Below are 19,873 nucleotides of genomic sequence, written 5' to 3' on the forward strand. Positions count from 1 at the left end.
GTAATTGGTAATTGCTAATTGGTAATTGGTAATTGCTAACTGGTAATTGCTAACTGGTAATTGGTAATTGCTAACTGGTAATTGCTAACTGGGAAAAATCTTCCTCATCTCCCCATCTCCCCCTCTCTTCCCCTAGCCCCTAGCCCCTAGCCCCTAGCCCCTAGCTCCTAATTGGTTGCAAAGGCTTACAATAAAAACAGTCCTGTGCTACCTTGCTGCCAGCAAGACTCAAGCACACTCACCCTGCAACCACATCAAACGTGCCGTACCCCCCCCAGAACAGCCAAGAGCTGGATCTGAAGACATTATTTCCCTTTGAACTAGACGATTTCCAGCAAGAGGCGATCGCAGCCCTTCAAGCTGGCAAATCCGTCGTCGTCTGCGCCCCCACAGGCTCCGGGAAAACCCTCATCGGCGAATATGCCATCTACCGCGCCCTCAGTCGCGGCAAGCGCGTGTTTTACACCACTCCCCTCAAAGCCCTCTCCAACCAAAAACTACGGGATTTTCGCCACGAATTCGGCCAAGACATGGTAGGGCTACTCACAGGCGATATGTCCTTCAACCGGGAAGCACCAATCCTGGTAATGACCACAGAAATCTTCCGTAATATGCTCTACGGAACCCCCATCGGCGAAGTTGGCACATCTCTCACGGGCGTGGAAGCCGTAGTCTTAGATGAATGTCACTACATGAACGATAGACAGCGGGGTACAGTCTGGGAAGAATCGATAATTTACTGTCCCGCCGAAGTTCAACTCGTCGCCCTCTCCGCCACAGTCGCCAACAGCGACCAACTTACAGACTGGATTGGCAGAGTACACGGCCCGACAGATTTAATTTACTCTGATTTCCGCCCCGTCCCTCTGCAATTTCACTTTGCCAATCAAAAAGGTCTTTTTCCTCTCCTCGAAGCAGGTACAAAAAAGGTTAACGCCCGCCTCGTACCCAAAAAAAAGCAGCAAAAAGAAACTAGAGGCAATATCCCCGTCCCCAATTTGCCAGAAATTCTTTCTGGCTTGCAGCAAAGGGATATGCTGCCAGCAATTTACTTTATCTTCAGTCGCAAAGGATGCGATCGCGCCGTTGGGGAAATGGGCAATTTGTCCCTAGTAACAGAGAAAGAATCTGCCTCACTGCGCCGGATTGTGGACGACTTTTTAGAGCGCAACCCAGAAGCCCGTCGCGCCGGACAAGTAGAACCCCTTTACCAAGGCGTAGCAGCCCACCACGCAGGCATTTTGCCCGCTTGGAAAGGATTAGTTGAAGAACTTTTCGGCATGGGTTTAATTAAAGTCGTATTTGCCACCGAAACCCTCGCCGCCGGGATCAATATGCCCGCCCGTACCACAGTAATTTCTACCCTTTCCAAACGCACAGACAGGGGACACCGCCTGTTAAATGCTTCCGAATTCCTGCAAATGGCGGGTAGAGCTGGCAGACGGGGGATGGACGAGGTGGGATACGTTGTTACCGTGCAAACGCCCTTTGAAGGGGCAAAAGAAGCCGCTTACTTAGCTACAGCGGGAGCCGATGCCCTTTCCAGCCAGTTTACTCCTAGCTATGGTATGGTATTGAACTTGCTGCAAACTCACACTCTGGAAGAAGCTAAAGAGCTTGTAGAGCGCAGTTTTGGGCAGTATATTTCTACTCTGCACTTGCAGCCCCAACAAGCAGAAATTGACATCCTCAAAAGGGAATTAGCCGCGATCGAGGCACAATTAGACTCCAGCGGCAAAAACATCACCTCTTTAGAGAAATTGCTCGCCAATTATGAGAAATTGCAAGGGCGAGTTAAAGAAGAAAAGCGGATCTTAAAAACTTTAGAACAACAGGCAGAAGAAATACGGCTTAAAGATATGTCCGTTGCCGTTGCTTTTGCTGTAGTTGGCACAGTGGTTAGTCTCAAAGGTAAGCACGTCCCGACAGCTAAACGACCCCAAGCACCAGCTTTACCAGCCGTGTTAGTTGCCAAAATACCGGGGCCTGGTCAAGCTCCTTACTTGGTATGTTTGGGTAGAGATAATCGCTGGTATGTGGTGGCAATTAGCGATGTAGCGGGCTTGTATGCCGAAATTCCGCGCTTGATAGTGGTGGATGGTTTAGGCGTTCCCCCTGAGATGGCGATGAGATTGGGCCAGTGTCGGATTGGAAGTGAAGATACAGCCGCGATCGCACGTTTAATTCCAGAAATGCCCACACCCACACCGGCCCCAGAAGCGATCGCACAGCAACAGCGAATAGCCGCACTCGAACAACAGCTAGAAAATCACCCCCTCCACGAATGGGGAAACCCCGCTAGCTTACTCAAAAGGCAGCGTAGACGTGGGGGACTGGTGAAAGAAATTAGCGATCGCCAACAGCAGCTAGAAAAGAAACGCGCCCACTACTGGGAAGAATTTCTCAATTTAATCGCTATCTTACAAAGTTTTGGCTGCTTAGATGGCTTAATGCCAACAATTTTGGGCAAAGCTTGCGCTGCCATTCGCGGCGATAATGAATTGTGGCTAGGTTTATCCCTGATGTCCGGCGAATTTAACGAACTCGATCCCCACCACTTGGCTGCTGCTTGTGCCGGCTTAGTAACCGAAGTTTCCAGACCCGACAGTTGGACTCGCTACACTCTTTCCCCGGAAGTTTTAGAAGCTTTAGACAATTTACAGCGAGGTCTGCGGCGGCGAGTATTCCAAGTACAGCATCGCCACGACGTAGCAATCCCCATCTGGCTAGAGCGTGAGATCGTTACTTTGGTAGAACAATGGGCTTTAGGTGTAGAATGGCTTGACATTGTGGCCAACACGAGTTTAGATGAAGGCGATGTGGTGCGGATTTTGCGCCGGACTTTGGATTTCTTATCTCAAGTGCCTCACGTACCTTATATATCCGAGTCTTTACGAAGCAATGCCTATCGCGCTATGCAGTTAATTGACCGTTTTCCTGTTAATGAAGGGGTTGATTGAATAATAGTTAGTAGTTAGTTGTTAGTGGTTAGTGGTTGGTTGTTAGTGGTTGGTTGTTAGTTGTTGGTTGTTAGTTGTTAATATTTGACAATTACAAGACTTACGCAAAATCATCCGTAACGCCGCCTTCTAGGCGGTGAAGTTACCGCCTAGAAGGCGGCGTTACGTAAAATATGCAGAAGTCTTAATATTACAAAATTGATGGAGAGCGATATTGTTAGTTCATTTATTTTTTACAACTAACAGTTAACAGTTAACAGTTAACAGTTAACAGTTAACAGTTAACAGTTAACAGCTAACAGTTAACAATTAGTCCAAGTGGTGTGTTGATGAGTTTTGATAACAATGCAGCTTAAGAAGCCTCACATAATGCCTGATATTCGCCTTCAGGCTAGAAAAACGCGACTGCTCGTCTCTGTGCTAGTAGGAACTCTAGCCAGTAGCCTAGTTAATTTACTCGTGCTACTTCCCTCTCCAGGGCTAACAGAATCAGTCTTGGGCGTAGTTCGGAGCTCAGATAATTCTGCTGATTGGATTAAAATTACAACACGGCTTTGGGAAAGTGGAATTGGCCGTTATAAGCCAATTAATCTCGAAGATATCAAAAGTGCAACGGATTTAGCAGGCGTTTCTGTACTATTTTTGCCTAACATTGAAACTCTTAGTGCAGTCCAAGTTAAAGCCATTGAAGAGTGGATGAAACAGGGAGGGCGGTTAATTGCCACAGGCCCAGTGGGGCGAAGTTCTCCAGCTTTAGTAAGACAATCACTGCGATCGCTCTTAGGTGCTTATTGGGCTTTTCCCTTAACTCAAGCCACAACACCGGAACCGAGGATTCGCTGTCGAGATATTGCTTGTAAAGTTTCTACTAATTGGGTTCCTCCTGAGCAAGCAAACGCCACAGTCAAAGGTGGTGTCTTAATTCCGGCCGATATGAACAGTCAAACCGCTGCGATCTGGAAACAGAGTGACGGTTCCTCAGCAGTAGTTGCTAGCGATCGCGCTACCTATCTAGGTTGGCGCTGGGGTACAGACGGATCTCCAGAGTTGGATCGAATTTGGATGCAAGCATCCTTAACAAGATGGGGCGGTACTGTTGGCCCCGCGCCCGATGTGGCAAGATCGGGACAGGGAAGCGGGGACAGTAGGGGCGGTGCCCCCGTCCCCGCCCCAGAGCAGGGGAGAATTTCTCGCTCTACACCAGTTAATCCCTCTCCGCCATCTACCCTACTTCCCCCATCTCCCCCATCCCCCCCATCTTTCCCATCTTCTCCGTCTGGCCCAGTTCCAGAGAATTTTACCGATCCGTCGGAACAGTCAGCACCCGCTGGTTTAGATGTGGAAGCGAGTGCTAATAAGCCCATCAGCACCATAGAAGCGTACTTGATGCGCCAAGAACTTACAAATCTTTTGGGTAGGTTTGAAAGCTCTCTGATCGCGGCTAATTCTGCAAATGTAGCTATCAACCTCAATGCTGCAAGCTTTGCGCCGCAACTGGTAGCGGCGACTAACAACATCGGTGGCGGGGTTGCTACTAGGCCTCCCGTCATACAAGGGGCCGCTGCGGGTGCGATCGCACAGGCGAAGCAAGTTCTACAAGAGTTTGATCGGCTGATTGCAGCCCAAAACTACAGCGCTGCTAGACAACAATGGCTGCAAGCGCGACAACAACTTTGGCGAAATTACCCAACGGAAGGACAACGAGTTGGGGCTGAAATTCGAGCCGTTTGGCTGGATAGAGGCAGCATTGTTAAGGCTGGTTCTGAGCAAGGATTAGCCGCAATTTTTGACCGTCTCGCCCAAGCCGGCATTAATACAGTTTTCTTTGAAACTTTAAATGCCGGCTATCCTATTTATCCCTCTCAAGTAGCACCGCAGCAAAATCCGTTAACAGTTGGGTGGGACCCAATGGAAGCTGCTGTAAAATTAGCCCACGAGCGGGGGATGGAATTACACGCTTGGATTTGGACTTTTGCTACTGGAAATAAGCGGCATAATACTTTGCTGGGACTCTCTGGGGATTATCCAGGGCCGGTACTTTCCGCTCATCCTGATTGGGCAAATATAGATAATCAAGGCCGCCGCCAGCACGTTAATGATGGCAAATTTTATCTCGATCCCGCTAATAAAGAAGCCCGCAGTTATTTATTACAAATAATTGGGGAAATTTCCAGTAAATACAAAGTTGATGGGTTGCAACTGGATTACATTCGCTATCCTTTTCAAGACCCAAATTTGGGTTTTAGTTATGGCTATGGAAAAGCCGCCCGCGAACAATTCCAGCAAAGTTATGGTGTAGATCCGGTTAAACTTTCCCCAGATAGTGGGGATTTATGGCGTAAATGGACGGAGTTTAAGACTGAACAAATCAATAGTTTTGTTGCAGAAGTTTCCCAGTTTTTGCGACAAAATTATCCTCGCACGATTATCTCAGTGGCGGTGTTTCCGCACCCAGAAAGTCAACGGATTTATAAAATCCAGCAAAATTGGGAAGTTTGGGCACGTCGGGGAGATGTCGATTTAATTGTGCCGATGACTTATGCTTTGGATACTAATAGACTCCAACGGATTGCACAACCCCTAGCGAGGGAACAGAATTTAGGCACGACTTTAATTGCTCCAGCGGTGAAGTTGTTGCAGTTACCTGAAATTGTAGCAATTGACCAAATTCAAGCTTTACGGGATTTGCCAACGGGGGGTTATTCCATTTTTGCTGTTGAGACGATTAGTAATAATTTACAAAGCTTTTTTAGTCGCACTCAAGGGCAAACTCCTGTGCGTTCTCAGTCTGCAAATGGGCCTATTCCTTATCGTCAACCTTTCGAGGCTGCTGCTGTTCGCTATACTGCTTTGAAGCAGGAATGGAGTTTGCTTTTGGCTACTAATCAACTGCGAATTTCTAATTCTGAGCTTAATGGTTTACGCTCTCAATCGGATGAGTTAGCGCAGGCTTTGAGTGCATTAGCTGCTAATCCTTCTGCGGATAAGTTAGGGAATGCAAGGAGGTTGTTAGAGGCTTTTGAATCTCAGTTTCAAAATTCGATGCGGCTGCATTCTATGGAGAATGGTTATCAGGTTCAAACTTGGCAGAATCGTTTAGCGAGTTTGGAAATGCTGTTGCGTTATGGGGAAAGGGTGGAGTTAAACCGCAGATGAATGCAGATGAACGCAGATTAATAAAAATATCTGCGTTTATCTGAAAACTGTATTTATTCCTCTGATTCAAAAAAATCAGCAGGAGACATTTGGAAAAAATCAGCAAGTTGGCGAATTTGCTTGGCTGTGAGTTTTCGCTTACCGCTCAATACTTCAGAGAAAGTAGACTCTGATTTAAAAATAGGTACTAAGTCTTTTTTTTCTAGATTGTGTTCTTCTAAGAGAGCCTTAATTAATTTTATTCCCTGAAGCTTAGGTATCGGCTTCTGGTAAAGTAGTTGATGCTCGTAGACTAGACTTCCTAGAACATTAATGTAGTCTTGTTCCTCTGGTGTTAGCTCGCCCTTATCTACGAGTGAATCGATTACTTTTTGGGTAGCATTCAATTCCTCTTCAGAAATAATCGGGCGAGGAGGAAAGCTTTTAAGCAAGTCTATATATTTACTATTAGTTTGTATACCAAGAGTCATTTTTTTAGTTGTCATTTTGGTAAACTAATATCATTATTTTAGCAAGTTATAAATAAGCTGTCAAGACTCTTCACCATCTTTTATACTCTTTTTAGACTTTTTAGAAATCTTCTGCTGAGAAAATATGCGGCAATTATTTATATCAGAATTCTCTTGAGAGATTTGCTGAGTATTTGACATACTTACTAAGTTATAGTGAACATTTTCCCCATAAATTGTTAAAGAAATCTGACAAATTTCTAGGAAATTAATAAACCACTGACAATCATCCTGCTTTTCATCTTCATAATACTGAATTAATCGAGCAAGACAAACTTCTAAATGCAGGCGCGAATGCGGAGAAATTAAAACCAATTTCAACAATAAAATTCCCAAATTTAAAGGATTGCCTTGAGAAGCGAAGATTCTAAAAATTGCAGAGGGTTTACCTGAATTTTGAATTGTTAAGTATTTGATTAAATAATTGGAAGTTCTGAGCAGTAGATTTTTGTTAAAAGTTTCTCCATCGTTTTCGGGGGAAATAAGATTAAGTCTATGAGTTAATTTGCCTTGAATGATTTTCACTAAAACAGTTTTTTCTGACAAATAGAATAAATACTGAAGTAAAGATTCTTTAAACTGCTTGTAGTTAATGTTTTGGCTTTGAGTTATGAAAATATTAGCTAATCTTGGATAACTCAAAGCACCTCTGCTTACCAAAATCATTTTAATTAAATTTAGAGCTTCATCGCCTAAAAGTGTGGGATTGTGGTAAATTATGTGTTTAAATGCAGGTGATTGACAGCGAGATGTGTACATTGCGAGTTCAAACTTGTACTGCTCTTTGATCTGTTGTGATAAAATTCTTGCAGCTTGACGCTGTTCTTCTGAATTTGAGGGGTCTGCATATTGAGTAGCTAGTAAAAAAGGTGTGTAGCGGCTAGTCCAGTGAGTTTGGGCAACATCATATTTAGATACAAATAGCTTGATTTCTTCGTAGTCTTTGCTTTGTACAAAGTTAATCAGCCAAACCTTGAGTATTCTCAGAGGGTTGTCTAAAGGGGGCTGGCTTGACTGTTCTTTAGCAAGAACTTGGACTAATTCAAGAGACAGTTGGTGCTGTTTCTGAGACATCCAGTTATTGAGTAAAATGTAGCAGCAACGCTTAAATAAGTTTTTGTACTCTAATTCATCTTTGACTAAAACTATTGTATGTACGGCTTGAATTACTTCAGAGTTTACTGGAAGAATTAGGGCAATAAATAAATTTTTAAATTCTTGGAAAACTGCGGCGGGAGTATAGAGTTTTACACTGTCAATAAAAAATTTGTAGAGAATCTCTTGAGCAGTGTGAATATTTAATTCTAGATTATTTGATTGAACTAATTGTTGATTTTGATAACCTTCTGATAAGGTATTATTTACTATTGATGATGGCAGAACTTTTGACTCTTTCGTGTTTGCAGAAGATAAAAAGTCCTGAGATGGCATAGTGTCCTCTATCAGTCGAATTGAGTTCTTATTATTATATGGTGGTCTATAGTTTTATGTCTAATCCTTAATTTGAGTATTTCAGTCAAGGCTTACGCACGGGTCAAATATACTTAAAACCCCTTGATTTTCCTGTAAATCATGGGAAATCAAGGGTTGAGTGCGATCTTTTAATTGGAAAAAGGGTTGAGGGCTGTAATAAAACTGTAAAACTATTTAGTTATTAAGGAGTAATATTTCCTGTGGGCAGGAAAAATTTATCAAAATTTTGCGATCGCCAATATATCTCTCTGAAAATCTCTAAACACTTTTAGATTACTGGAAAGTCCTTGCCATTGAATTAAGCAGTTGCCATCCAATCCCAAATTCGCTCTAGCTGTTGTGTTGTCACCAGTCCATACTGCCATAGAACCATCCCAAAGAGACTAGGGCTATCTTCGCTGCGGCGCTCCGCGAGCGCGATCGCAGAAAGAGGCAGGGCTAACTCTTCGAGTAAAAATTGCTTAAATAGATTGATTTTATTAGTGTTCATGGCTTAACTCCAAAAATTTATTATTTGTATCTCCAACGCCGACTGAACCGATCTCGGTAAAATCTAGAATATCTAAATGCTTTATATAAAGTTCTCGCTCTCCAGACTGAAGCTCTCTCCATCTTGCGAAATAACTTCTGCTTGGGGCCGATCCTTTCTTGAGATTAGACTGCGCGATCGCAACTCCCTCAAACCAAAGCTAAGTCTAAATACTTAGCAGCAACTTTTAACTGACTTGGAAACTCATGTAGTTAGCCTGCACCAATTCCAGCGATTCCTGCTTCACTCTGCCCGCCATCGCTGCCAACTGCAAACTCATATAAGCATTCAAATCTTCCAAGCTGTAACTAGCTGAGAGCAACAACTGACCTATGAGCTTTTCGGCTTCTACTGTGAGGTGGCCAGTTGTCAGAGCTTGTTGGGCAATTTCGCGAATGGGAATCATGGGAAAACCTGCTTTTGCTTTACATAATCAGTATCAGGGTTTTCCCTCCGCAGCTCAGTGATGCAAATTTCCCTGTCTTTGTGATGATTTTAGTGCTGTATAGTGATTCGGCATCAGGAAAGCTGTGATACCGATCACCAGCAGTATTCAAGTTAATGAGGATGTTTAAATCGCCATCTTTACTTTCTGGTGACAGGAATCATAGTATTTTTAGATTATCCCCCCAAATTCAGGGGGGATAATGAAATGGATTTCAGAATTCAAGATTTAGCAGTTTAAGCTAAATCAAATAGGAGAAACTCAGCCTTGTCTGCCGCTTCGATCTCGATATTCGATTCATCACTAATTGCCGCGCCATCTCCATTTTTCAACGGCAAACCATTGAGAACAATTGCACCACGAGCAACTTGCACCCAAGCATGGCGCTTAGGTTGTAAGGAATGAGAAACGCGATCGTTTTTTTCCAAAACAGCCGCATATAAATCTACATCCTGATGCACCTTAACAGCACCATCCCGTGCATCTCTAGCGGCAACTAAACGCAACTTACCAGGATTATTTGCCACATCAAAATCACGCTGTTCGTAACTTGGTTGCAATCCCTTTGTATCGGGAAGCAGCCAAATTTGTAGTAAATGAACTGGGTCTTTTTTCGATTGATTAAACTCGCTATGCCGGATACCCGTACCTGCACTCATTCGCTGTACTTCACCAGGCTTAATCACTTCGCCATTGCCGATACTATCTTTGTGTTCGAGGGCTCCTTCCAAGACATAAGTAATGATTTCCATGTCTTGATGACCGTGCGTCCCGAAACCACCACCGGGGTTAACAATATCCTCATTAATTACCCGTAAGGCCCGAAAACCCATTTGATTTGGGTCATAATAATTGGCAAACGAAAATGAGTGGTAACTATCCAGCCAACCATGATTAGCATGACCTCTATCTTCACTCTTTCTGATGACGATCATTTTCTAATTCCTCATTTTTCAACTTTGAATGGAAAGTGTCAACTTAGATAGAATTGGTGGTTGAAAACTTAAAGTTTAGCGTGAGTACCATCGCAAAATGGGGAGTTTGCGGTGTGTTTGCAGTTGCAAAGTGCTACCGTTTTTTTCTCAGTAATTTCAAAAGCTAGCGGCGCAAATTCTGTACCCTTGTGGCCACCATCACAATAAGGCTGGTTTTTAGATTGACCGCACTTGCACCAGTAGTAAGTACCAGGCTCTAGCTCAAGAACAACAGGCTTTTTATCAAAGATAACAGGTGTACTCATTGGATTCTCCTCTCAGGAACGGCAACAGATTTTTTATCTCTGTGCTTTTTGCATATTTATACTTTAAACTAAGTAAAGCAATAATGGGAAGTATGCACTTTAAAGTAAGGTAGTACCCAAAAAGATACTATGCAAATCAACACAGATACTGAAAGAGCCAGTTGTATCGTGGAAAGAACCTTAGATGTGATTGGCGGGCGCTGGAAGGTTTTAATCCTCCGCGAGTTATTTCAAGGGGTGAAGCGTTTTAATGAGCTGCAACGCGCCTTAAAAGGTATTACTCAAAAAATGCTCACGCAACAACTACGGGAGATGGAGTCACATGGTATTGTCCATCGGGAAATATACTTACAGGTTCCTCCCAAAGTCGAATATTCGCTCACACCTTTAGGAGAAAGTCTTAAACCAATCATCGATGCTATGCACGAATGGGGTGTTAAGTATAGCAACCGCCAGGGCGGTTAGGGGCTAGGGGCTAGGGGCTAGGGGCTAGGGAAAGAAGGGGAAGAGGGGAAGAGGGGAAGAGGGGAAGAGAGTTAATGGCTTCGCCGTGAGCGCTCAGCCGAACGGTTTGGGCCATGAGCGAGTGTCCTAAGTAGTCGGACATAAATAAACGCAGCCATGTCATTGCGAAGGTCACGAAGTGAAGTGAAGCATAAGCCCTTCGGGCAGGCTACGCCAACGCAGGGTTTTGGGATTGCTTCGCACAGCGAACAATGACATTATTTATTTTTGTCCAACTACTTAACTGCCTTGGCGGTTGCTATATCTCAATCAAAACAATTAATTTTGACAAAAATATGTCATTGCGAGCGTAGCGAAGCAATCGCAAGGCTTTGGGATTGCTTCGCTACGCTCGCAATGACAAGTCATCCCTAAGTAAGCTCTAACAACTAACAACTAACAACTAACAAATTACAACTAACAAATTACAACTAACAATCAACAACCAACAAATCACAACCAATTTCCTACTAAAACAAAAGCTGCCCAGAAATAAGGATGAGAAAATCTTTTATCCTGCAAAACTGCCTGTTGAGCGCGGCGAAGAGCTTCAGCTTTTGTTACTTCTTTTTTAGCTAATTCTTCATAAAATTTAGTCATCAGTAAAGCAGTAGCTTCATCACTAACATACCACAAAGATGCCATCGTACTCCGCGCTCCTGCCCGCACAGCTACCCCCGCTAATCCCAAAGCTGCCCGCTTATCTCCGACAGCAGTTCTACAAGCACTGAGAACTAGCAATTCAATAGGGCGAGCATTCCTTGTATTTCCCCGTAGCAAACTATCTAATTCCCTAGCATTAATTCGCTCGTCCCAAGCAAGAATAAATGTATTTTCGGCTTTAGAACTAAATTCACCGTGAGTTGCTAAGTGAACTACTGGGTAAGGAAAGGAATTAATGTTTGCTTTTAAGTTGGCTTCGGTGAAAGATTGATTTAGCAACTCTGTAGTCGGAACTTCTGCTCCGATGCGCTGCAATTCAGTCTCAACACCAGGAAGTGCATCAAATCCTTGGCGGGCTTCACTCAGACCACCAGTAAGAATTTTAAGGCTATTTCTTGCTAAAGGTTTGGCATCTACAAGTTGTAAACCCGGAGCTATTGCAATACTATATTTTTGAGCTAAATATTGGTTGCCATCGTAAAGAGCAGCCATCGGAATATTCCGCAGAGAACCATCTAAGACAAAGACTAAAGTTTGCACGCCACTTGCGGCTAAGTCAGTTTCGATGGGACGAATTAACCAGTCATAAGTTTGTTGCGAGGGTTCTAATAAGATTTTTAAGACACCCCGCATCAAGGTTCTTGTCAGTCCTTCCCGCAGTTTGATAAGTGTTTCTTCTACTCGATCTTCGGTTACAAAGGTGGTGTAGTGGCGAAGAGGTTTGTTTGGAAGTTTAACAATTACTTCAAGGCGATCGCGCAAAATAATCGGATAAAAAATAGCTGCTTTGGGATCGATTTGGTCGATTTGAACTGGCTGGAAATCTAAACAAGCATCCCGAAAAAAATTGTCAAGTTCAGCTACTTGTAATGCTTCTATTATTTGCCTTGCTTGAATCAATGCTGATTGCTCTATAACTCCCTGGTTTTGCGAATAATTTAGAGGCGGTTGTAAGAGCAAACTTACTAGCTCTCGATAGACTGGTTCGACACTTTCTCGAAATGAAAATTGTACATCTGAGCTAATAGTAACTAAATCTGTACGAAGAGACTGGAGCGTTTTTACTGCGGAGAAATAAGCCGCGATTGCACCTTCTCTTTCTCCTTGGACTTGCATGATTCTTCCTAATTGCCACTGCCACTGATAGGCAATATCCGCAGCATTCAAGGCTTGTGCTAAAAGTAATGCTCTATCAGTTAGCCTTCTCGCCTCAGTCCATTGTTGATTCTGTTCGTAAAGTTTGCCCAAATTGCCTATAGCATAAGCTTCTGCTCTTTTATCTTTTAGGCTTTGAGCTAGTTTTACTGCTATTGCTAATAATTGAGCCGGAACTTGATAATTGGTTAGTTGCCGTTCTTCTCCATCTTTTTGCCCAATCTTAATTAAGCTATGAGCCAAATTAATTCTAGCATAAATTGCTGTTCTACTAGCAGGTAAATCATTAAGCAATAACTGGATTTTTGGTGATAAAAATTTAGCTTCTGACCATTGTTTTTGGTCTAATAAAAGGCTGAGTTGGTTTAATTGCGCTTCAATTGTATGTAAAGGTGTAGGAGATGCTTTCACCGCCCGCTGATAAAAATCTAAAGCTACTTCCGGTTTTTGCTGTACTCTAAATGTATTACCCAAGCTAATCATAGCGGCTGTCAAGGCTTCGGGAGATTTCAATTTTTCAGCTATTGCTAAACTTTGCTGCAAAACTTCCTGAGATTGATTCAAATCTCCCACTACCCGCAACGCATCGCCTAAGCTCTGAAATCCTCTGGCTTTTAATAGCGTATCGGGTTGATATTGTAAACTTTCTTTTACGAGCTTTAAATTTTTAATAGCTTGATTGTATAAACCTAATACTTGCAGGGATTGCGCTTGGTTAATCTGGTTTCTGGTTACTCCTGTAATATCCCCAATTTGCCTGTATTTTTCGACGGCTTGTTTCCAGGTTTCTAGGGATTGTTCGGAATTGCCAGCGGATAATTCTAATTGTCCTTTTACTTCAAGAATTTGAGCAAAAATTTTTGTCTTTTCAGCGGTATTTTCTATTTGGTTTAGTTGGTTAAAACTATCTGTAATTGCTAACGCTGCTTTAGACCTTTCTCCAGCCTGATGATAAACCAGTGCCAGATTTCTCAAAGCTCTTGCCTGAGCCAATTTATTGCCTTGGGCGGCATAATCAACAACTAAGTGCTGTAATACGGCGATCGCATCGGTAAAATGTCCCGTTTCGTAAAGTTGCTGTGCCTCTTGTTCTAAGGTTGCTACTGGATTTGAAGGTGGCGTTTGCCTGAGTTCGGCTTTAGCAAATAGTTCAGGAGTAATTGCTAGTGCTTTCTGCGCTTGGAAACCGCAAGCTAAAAACAAAAAGTAAACACTAAAAATAGGCAAGTTTTTCATCTATGTAGTTGTTAGTTGTTAATTGTTAATTGTTAATTGTTAGTTGTTAATTATTAATTGTTAGTTGTTAAGTTCAGGGACGGATGGATGACAACCAGGATTTATCAATCCAGGACTGTATTCGGAGTTCAGATCGTTAGTAGTAAGGATAACGTTTCCATCAGGCCCCAATGTCCAGCCAGTTGCTTCCACGTGGTTATTGAGCAAAGTTTTTAACAGTTTCTATGAAAGCAATAACATCTTTTTCCTGCGTATTAAAAGCGGTGACAAGTCTAACAAGGCTCCCAGATTCACTATCCCAACGATAAAACTCAAATCCTTCGGATAAAAGCGCTTTAATTACTGGTTCTGGAAGCTCTATGAAAATTTCATTTGCTTCTACTGGATAGGAAAGCTTCACCCCTGGAACTCCCGCCACCCCTTGTACTAATTTGGCAGCCATTTCGTTAGCTTTAGTTGCATTTATTATCCACAAATTATCTTTAATATATGCTTCTAGTTGCGCTGATAAAAACCGCATTTTTGAAAAAAGATGACCGCTGCGCTTGCGGCGATATTGGAAATCTTGCACCAAATTTTGATTGAAAAATACTACTGCTTCTGCGGCCATTGCACCATTTTTAGTGGCTCCAAATGAAAGCACATCAACGCCACTACGCCAAGTGATATCGGCAGGAGAACAACCAAGACTGGCGACAGCATTTGCAAACCGCGCTCCATCCATATGTAATTGTAAATTGTGAGCGTGAGTTACTTCGGCAATTTGGGAAATTTCATCAGCATGATAAATAGTTCCGGCTTCTGTTACCTGAGTAATACTGACACCAGCAGGTTGTACATGATGAACAAATCCTGCGCCGGCACGATTGAGGATTTCAGCTAACTTTTTAGCATCAATTTTTCCATAATTTCCTGTTAGTGTTACTAGCTTTGCACCACCAGTATAAAATTCTGGTGCGCCGCATTCATCGACGTTGATATGAGATTCGGCATGACAATAAATTGCTCCGTAAGGAGGGGCAATAACGGAGAGAGCGAGGGCATTGGCGGCGGAACCAGTTGCCACTGGAAAAACTGTTACCGGTGTCTCGAATAGTTCGGAAAATTTAGCTTGCAAATTCTGGGTGTATTCATCATTTCCGTAAGACATGGCGGCCCCGTCATTGGCAGCTACGATCGCTGCCATTATTTCTGGCGAAACTCCGGTTACATTGTCACTGCAAAAATTCATTTTGGTAATTGGTAATTGGTAATTGGTAATTGATAATTAGTAATTGGTAATTGGTAATTCCTCTATTAGCACTCACACTCTACCATCATCTCAGGTTTTGTTTTCCATAACCGCAAATTTTTATACATTTAATATTATCATAATTTATCCTAAAAAAATAAAACAAAAAGTCCAATGGTTAAAGGATTGGGTAAGTGGGATCTGTGGAAATACGAGTGCGAATAGCATTAAAGCTGAAACTTGCCAAAGCTGTCTCCGTTTTTATACGTAAGTGTATTTACATAAATCAAGTCTTGACAATCATCGGCCTTTGCTCCGAGAGACAGTTTTTTTTGTCAAGATAAGTGTCGCAGATAACTTTAATACTTTACTTACAAAGCTTATCTTTAAAATATAGGCTGTACTCATACTAAAAGTGCATCGTAAATTAACCATGTTACACCCCAACCAATCTTTTTGTCGCACCCTTGCTCCCACAGAAATATCTGGTATCGCTGCCACCTTGCAGCCGGAGGTAGACCAACTAACTGCCGAATTAAACAGCACTCGCCAGCAACTACAGCACAAGATGGAGCAGCTAAAAAAGACCAATGATGCTCTCCAGGAAAGCCAAGCACGCCTGCATACAGTCATTTCCAAAGCGCCAATCGTCCTCTGGACATTAGATTGCGAGGGTACATTCACTTTTTTTGATGGCAAAGGGCTAGAAAATTCAGGTCTTCAGCCTGGTCAACTCGTCGGCCAGTCAATTTTTAATTTATACTGCAACCATCCAAACATTTTGGAAAGTATTACCTTTGTACTTGCAGGCAACGAACACACTTGGATTGCAGAAATTGGGGATTTAGTCTACGAAAGTCAAGCAACTCCGATCGGAGATAAAAATGGTAAAGTTGTTGGACTCCTCGGTGTTTCTACTGATATTACGCTGCGGCATAAATCAGAAACCGCCCTGCAAAAAGCGAAGGTTGAGTTAGAGTTTAGAGTTGATGAGCGGACAGCGGCTTTAAAGGAGTCCAACGATCAGTTGGTAGTAGAGATTGTGGAACATCTGCAAGCAGAGAAAGCGCTACGATATCGAGTTGAATTTGAGCAACTAATCGCAACTCTTTCTACCCATTTTATCAATTTAAGACCAGAAGGATTTGACAGCGGAATTAAGCGAGCACTGGAAACAATTGCAACTTTTAGTCGAGTCGATCGCAGTTACGTCTTTTTGCTTGATGACAAGGGTATCGATCTCAATAATACTCACGAATGGTGCGCCCCTGGCATTGCGCCACAAATTTGTCAACGCCAAGGTATATCAGTTGAAGCTTTACACTGGTGGCAAGAGCAAATCCACCAGCTTGAAACTATTTATATTCCCAGTGTTGCTAAATTACCGCGATCGCAACGCACTACGAAAGCCATTTTGCGATCGCAGTCTATCCAATCCCTGATTGTCGTGCCTATGGCTCATCGTGGCTCTCTAGTTGGATTCCTGGGCTTAGATTCTGTGCAAGTAGAAAAAACTTGGTCGGAAGATATCATTGCCTTACTGCGAATAGTTGGTGAAATGTTTGTCAATGCCCTAGAGCGTAAACGAGTAGAAGAAGCTTTAAAAGAAAGCGAAAAAAAGTACCGCAATCTCGTTGAAACCTGTCAAGACTTAATTTGGTCAGTAGATCTGGAAGGAAAATTTACTTTTGTTAACTCGGCTGCTAAGCGGATTTACGGTTACGAACCAGCAGAAATTATCGGTCGCCCTTTTACAGATTTTCTGCCGTCTGAGCAACAACAGCAGTATATTGAAATACTCGAACAACTATTAGCTGAGGCTAGCATTGAAGGGCAAACTCGCCCGTATTCTCCTTATGAAACAGTGCATTTACGGCGTGACGGCACTCCCGTTTACCTTAGAATCAGTAGTATTGTTTATAAAGGTGATAACGGCAACGTTTTAGGGATTACTGGCACTGCTATAGATATTAGCGATGCCTACGGTGAGCTTCGCTTACGTAAACGTGCAGAAGCGCAAAAAACGCAATTAATTGCCTCTCTCCAAGAGTCAGAACGCAAATTTCGTAGTCTATACGAAGCCACCAGCGATGCAGTAATGCTGCTCGACGAACAAGGTTTCTTTGACTGCAACCTAGCTACCCTAAAAATATTTGGCTGTCAGGTTAAGGAGGACTTTTGTGGGAAGCAACCGAGCGAATTTTCTACCCCATTACAGCCAGGAGGACAAGATTCAGAAAGTTTAGTAAAACAACACATTACGATCGCAATGGAGACAGGTAGTAATCGATTTGATTGGCTGCATCAACGCATTGACGGTTCAGAATTTCCCGCAGAAGTATTGCTTTCTGCGATGGAAATCGACGGCAAAAAAATGCTGCAAGCAGTAGTGCGCGACATTACCGAGCGAAAGCGAGGCGAAGAGGAAATTAAAGCCTCTTTAGCAGAGAAGGAAGTCCTGCTTAAAGAAATTCACCATCGCGTTAAAAACAATCTTCAGGTTATTTCTAGTCTGCTCAGACTTCAGTCGCGATATATTCAGGATCGGCGCACGATTGAAATGTTAAAAGAAAGCCAGAATCGCGTTAGGTCGATGGCCCTAGTTCACGAGCAATTATATCAATCCAAAGACTTGTCGAGGATTGACTTTGCTGAATACATCCGCCACCTAGCTACTAATTTATTTCAGGCTTATGAAGTCAATCAAAATGGTGTTAATTTGAGCATGAATGTTGATTCAATTTATCTGAATATTGACACAGCAGTTCATTGTGGATTAATCATCAATGAATTGGTTTCAAATTCTCTGAAGTACGCTTTTGTTAATCAGTCAAAAGGAGAAGTTTATATAGAATGCTTAGTCGAAAATCAGCAATTTATGCTGAGAGTTAGGGACAATGGTGTTGGATTTCCCGCCAACTTAGATTTCAGAAACTCAGGCTCATTAGGGCTGCGATTAGTATGTTCTTTAGTAAATCAGCTAAGAGGCACTATTGAACTAAATAATAGTAAAGGAACTACAATCGCAATTACATTTACAATGCAAAACTTACAGCATGGGAGTGAAACTAATGTCAAGAGCTAAAATCCTCATAGTTGAAGATGAAAGCATCATTGCCGAGGATATTGCAGATAGTTTAAAAACTCTGGGATATAGCATTAGTGCTATAGTATTTTCTGGAGAAGAAGCGATTCAATTAGCAGGCGATATGCAGCCTGATTTAGTCCTGATGGATATTCATCTGCAAGGAAAAATGGACGGTATAACAGCAGCCGAAGAAATTAGATCGCGCTTCCAAATACCAGTAGTTTATTTAACAGCTTACGCCGATGACAACACTTTGCAGCGCGTTAATGCTACAAAACCCTTCGGCTACGTCGTCAAACCATTTGAAGAAAAAAACTTGCATTCAGCTATTCAAATCGCTCTCCATCGGCATCAGTATGACTGTTTGACAAATTTGCCGAATCGCTCCTTATTGCGAGAGCGGCTCAATCAGATATTAGAAAAACAAAAGGCTTTTCAGGCTCTTATTCCAATTGTATCTTTAAGCGTGGATCGGATTAACAAAATTAATGGCACATTAGGGCATCCTATCGGTGATTCTGTACTCCGCATCATTAGCCAAAGGCTGACTAACAGCAATCCTAATTTTAATATGGTTGCTCGTTTAGAATCCGCTGAATTTGCTATTATTATGCCGCTAGTTGAGCAAAAACAAGATGCTGTGAATGTCGCTCAAACTATTTTAGATATTATATCCGATCCCATAATTATCGATGGTTATGAAGTTTATGTTACTGCTAGTATTGGTATAGCTTTCTATCCTTGTGACGGAACCGAGGGAGACGAATTGTTAAAAAATGCTTATGCAGCCATGTATTATACTCAGCAGCAGGGCGGGAATAGTTGTCAATTTTATACTTCTAAATTATCAATGGTATCTATCAATCAAATTGTTGAGGAAACCAGCCTTCGGAATGCTCTTAAACGCTCAGAGTTTGAGGTTTACTATCAGCCCAAAGTCGAACTCAGAACAGGTAAAATTATTGGTTCAGAAGCCCTAGTGCGCTGGAATCATCCAGAACGTGGTTTAGTTTACCCTGCTGAATTTATCACTCTTGCTGAAGAAATGGGTTTGATTATTCCCTTGGGTGAATGGGTGCTTAAAACTGCTTGTAAGCAAACTAAAATCTGGCAAGAAGCTGGTTTTTTTCCCTTGCGGGTAGCAGTCAATTTGTCCGGTCGTCAGTTCAACCAGAAAAATCTTGCTGAAAAAGTAAGACAGATATTAAAAGAAACAGGACTAGATCCTAAGTATTTAGAGCTGGAAGTTACAGAAAGTCTAGTTATTCAAAATGAATCGGCTGCTACTAAGGCTATGACTGAATGGCGTACCCTTGAAATTAAAATAGCAGTTGATGATTTTGGCACGGGATATTCCTCTTTAAGCTATCCTAAACGATTTCCTTTTGATATTATTAAGATCGATCGCAGTTTTATCTTCAATATCACAAACGATCCCAAAAATGCCGCGATTACAAAAGCGATTATTCAAATGGCGCACAGTTTAAATATGAAAGTGATTGCTGAGGGCGTGGAAACTCAGTCAGAACTGGATTTTCTTTATCAGTACGAATGTGATGAAATTCAAGGCTATTTTTTTAGTAAAGCCGTGACCAATAAAGAATTTGAAGAATTGCTAAGAAAAGGGCAATGTTTGCCGATCCTACAAGATAACTAAATTCTTTCGCTGATAAGTCGCTAGAAT

General features: G+C 42.4%; 13 protein-coding genes. 5 read left to right on the forward strand and 8 right to left on the reverse strand.

Annotated elements, in window-relative coordinates; translation table 11 throughout:
- Window positions 1-260 precede the first annotated feature (260 nt).
- Together PY364_RS19155 and PY364_RS19160 are read left to right on the forward strand one after the other, a co-directional pair.
- Window positions 261-2,960: an RNA helicase gene (locus tag PY364_RS19155; protein WP_275524916.1), complete on the forward strand. Its 2,700-nt coding sequence runs from the start codon at window positions 261-263 to the stop codon at window positions 2,958-2,960.
- Between the two features lie 345 nt (window positions 2,961-3,305).
- Window positions 3,306-6,116 (forward strand): family 10 glycosylhydrolase, encoded by a 2,811-nt coding sequence (locus PY364_RS19160; protein WP_275524883.1) that lies wholly within the window; start codon window positions 3,306-3,308, stop codon window positions 6,114-6,116.
- A gap of 53 nt (window positions 6,117-6,169) precedes the next feature.
- Here the strand turns inward: PY364_RS19160 and PY364_RS19165 are convergent, their stop codons facing one another.
- The 6 genes from PY364_RS19165 to PY364_RS19190 form a co-directional block, all read right to left on the reverse strand.
- Window positions 6,170-6,586, reverse strand: coding sequence for a transcriptional regulator (locus tag PY364_RS19165; RefSeq protein WP_275524884.1), 417 nt, complete (start codon window positions 6,584-6,586; stop codon window positions 6,170-6,172).
- A 60-nt stretch (window positions 6,587-6,646) separates the two neighbouring features.
- Window positions 6,647-8,056 carry a hypothetical protein gene (locus PY364_RS19170; protein ID WP_275524886.1) on the reverse strand — a complete coding sequence of 470 codons (1,410 nt, stop codon included), beginning with the start codon at window positions 8,054-8,056 and terminating at the stop codon, window positions 6,647-6,649.
- A 340-nt stretch (window positions 8,057-8,396) separates the two neighbouring features.
- Window positions 8,397-8,588, reverse strand: a complete 192-nt coding sequence (locus PY364_RS19175) for a DUF2949 domain-containing protein (RefSeq protein ID WP_275524888.1) — start codon at window positions 8,586-8,588, stop codon at window positions 8,397-8,399.
- A gap of 226 nt (window positions 8,589-8,814) precedes the next feature.
- Window positions 8,815-9,033: a hypothetical protein gene (locus PY364_RS19180; RefSeq protein ID WP_275524890.1), complete on the reverse strand. Its 219-nt coding sequence runs from the start codon at window positions 9,031-9,033 to the stop codon at window positions 8,815-8,817.
- A gap of 275 nt (window positions 9,034-9,308) precedes the next feature.
- Complete coding sequence (locus PY364_RS19185; protein WP_275524892.1) at window positions 9,309-10,007, reverse strand: pirin family protein; 699 nt, start codon at window positions 10,005-10,007, stop codon at window positions 9,309-9,311.
- Window positions 10,008-10,075: 68 nt separating this feature from the next.
- Window positions 10,076-10,312, reverse strand: coding sequence for a CDGSH iron-sulfur domain-containing protein (locus PY364_RS19190; RefSeq protein ID WP_275524894.1), 237 nt, complete (start codon window positions 10,310-10,312; stop codon window positions 10,076-10,078).
- A gap of 129 nt (window positions 10,313-10,441) precedes the next feature.
- Between PY364_RS19190 and PY364_RS19195 the strand changes: the two genes are divergently transcribed.
- A complete protein-coding gene (locus PY364_RS19195; RefSeq protein ID WP_275524896.1) occupies window positions 10,442-10,777 on the forward strand; it encodes a helix-turn-helix domain-containing protein in 336 nt (111 codons plus the stop codon).
- 492 nt (window positions 10,778-11,269) lie between these two features.
- Here the strand turns inward: PY364_RS19195 and PY364_RS19200 are convergent, their stop codons facing one another.
- Window positions 11,270-13,870 (reverse strand): CHAT domain-containing protein, encoded by a 2,601-nt coding sequence (locus tag PY364_RS19200; protein ID WP_275524898.1) that lies wholly within the window; start codon window positions 13,868-13,870, stop codon window positions 11,270-11,272.
- 196 nt (window positions 13,871-14,066) lie between these two features.
- The gene (locus PY364_RS19205; RefSeq protein WP_275524900.1) at window positions 14,067-15,101 is read right to left on the reverse strand and encodes a low specificity L-threonine aldolase; all 1,035 of its coding nucleotides are present in this window, start codon (window positions 15,099-15,101) and stop codon (window positions 14,067-14,069) included.
- 433 nt (window positions 15,102-15,534) lie between these two features.
- Between PY364_RS19205 and PY364_RS19210 the strand changes: the two genes are divergently transcribed.
- A complete protein-coding gene (locus PY364_RS19210) occupies window positions 15,535-18,186 on the forward strand; it encodes a PAS domain S-box protein (RefSeq protein ID WP_275524902.1) in 2,652 nt (883 codons plus the stop codon).
- Window positions 18,173-19,846, forward strand: coding sequence for an EAL domain-containing protein (locus PY364_RS19215; RefSeq protein ID WP_275524904.1), 1,674 nt, complete (start codon window positions 18,173-18,175; stop codon window positions 19,844-19,846). The genes PY364_RS19210 and PY364_RS19215 overlap by 14 nt, the downstream gene beginning before the upstream one ends.
- The last annotated feature ends 27 nt before the right edge of the window (window positions 19,847-19,873 follow it).

The sequence above is a fragment of the Kamptonema sp. UHCC 0994 genome, from assembly GCF_029167235.1.
Taxonomy (GTDB): Bacteria; Cyanobacteriota; Cyanobacteriia; order Cyanobacteriales; family Microcoleaceae; genus Kamptonema.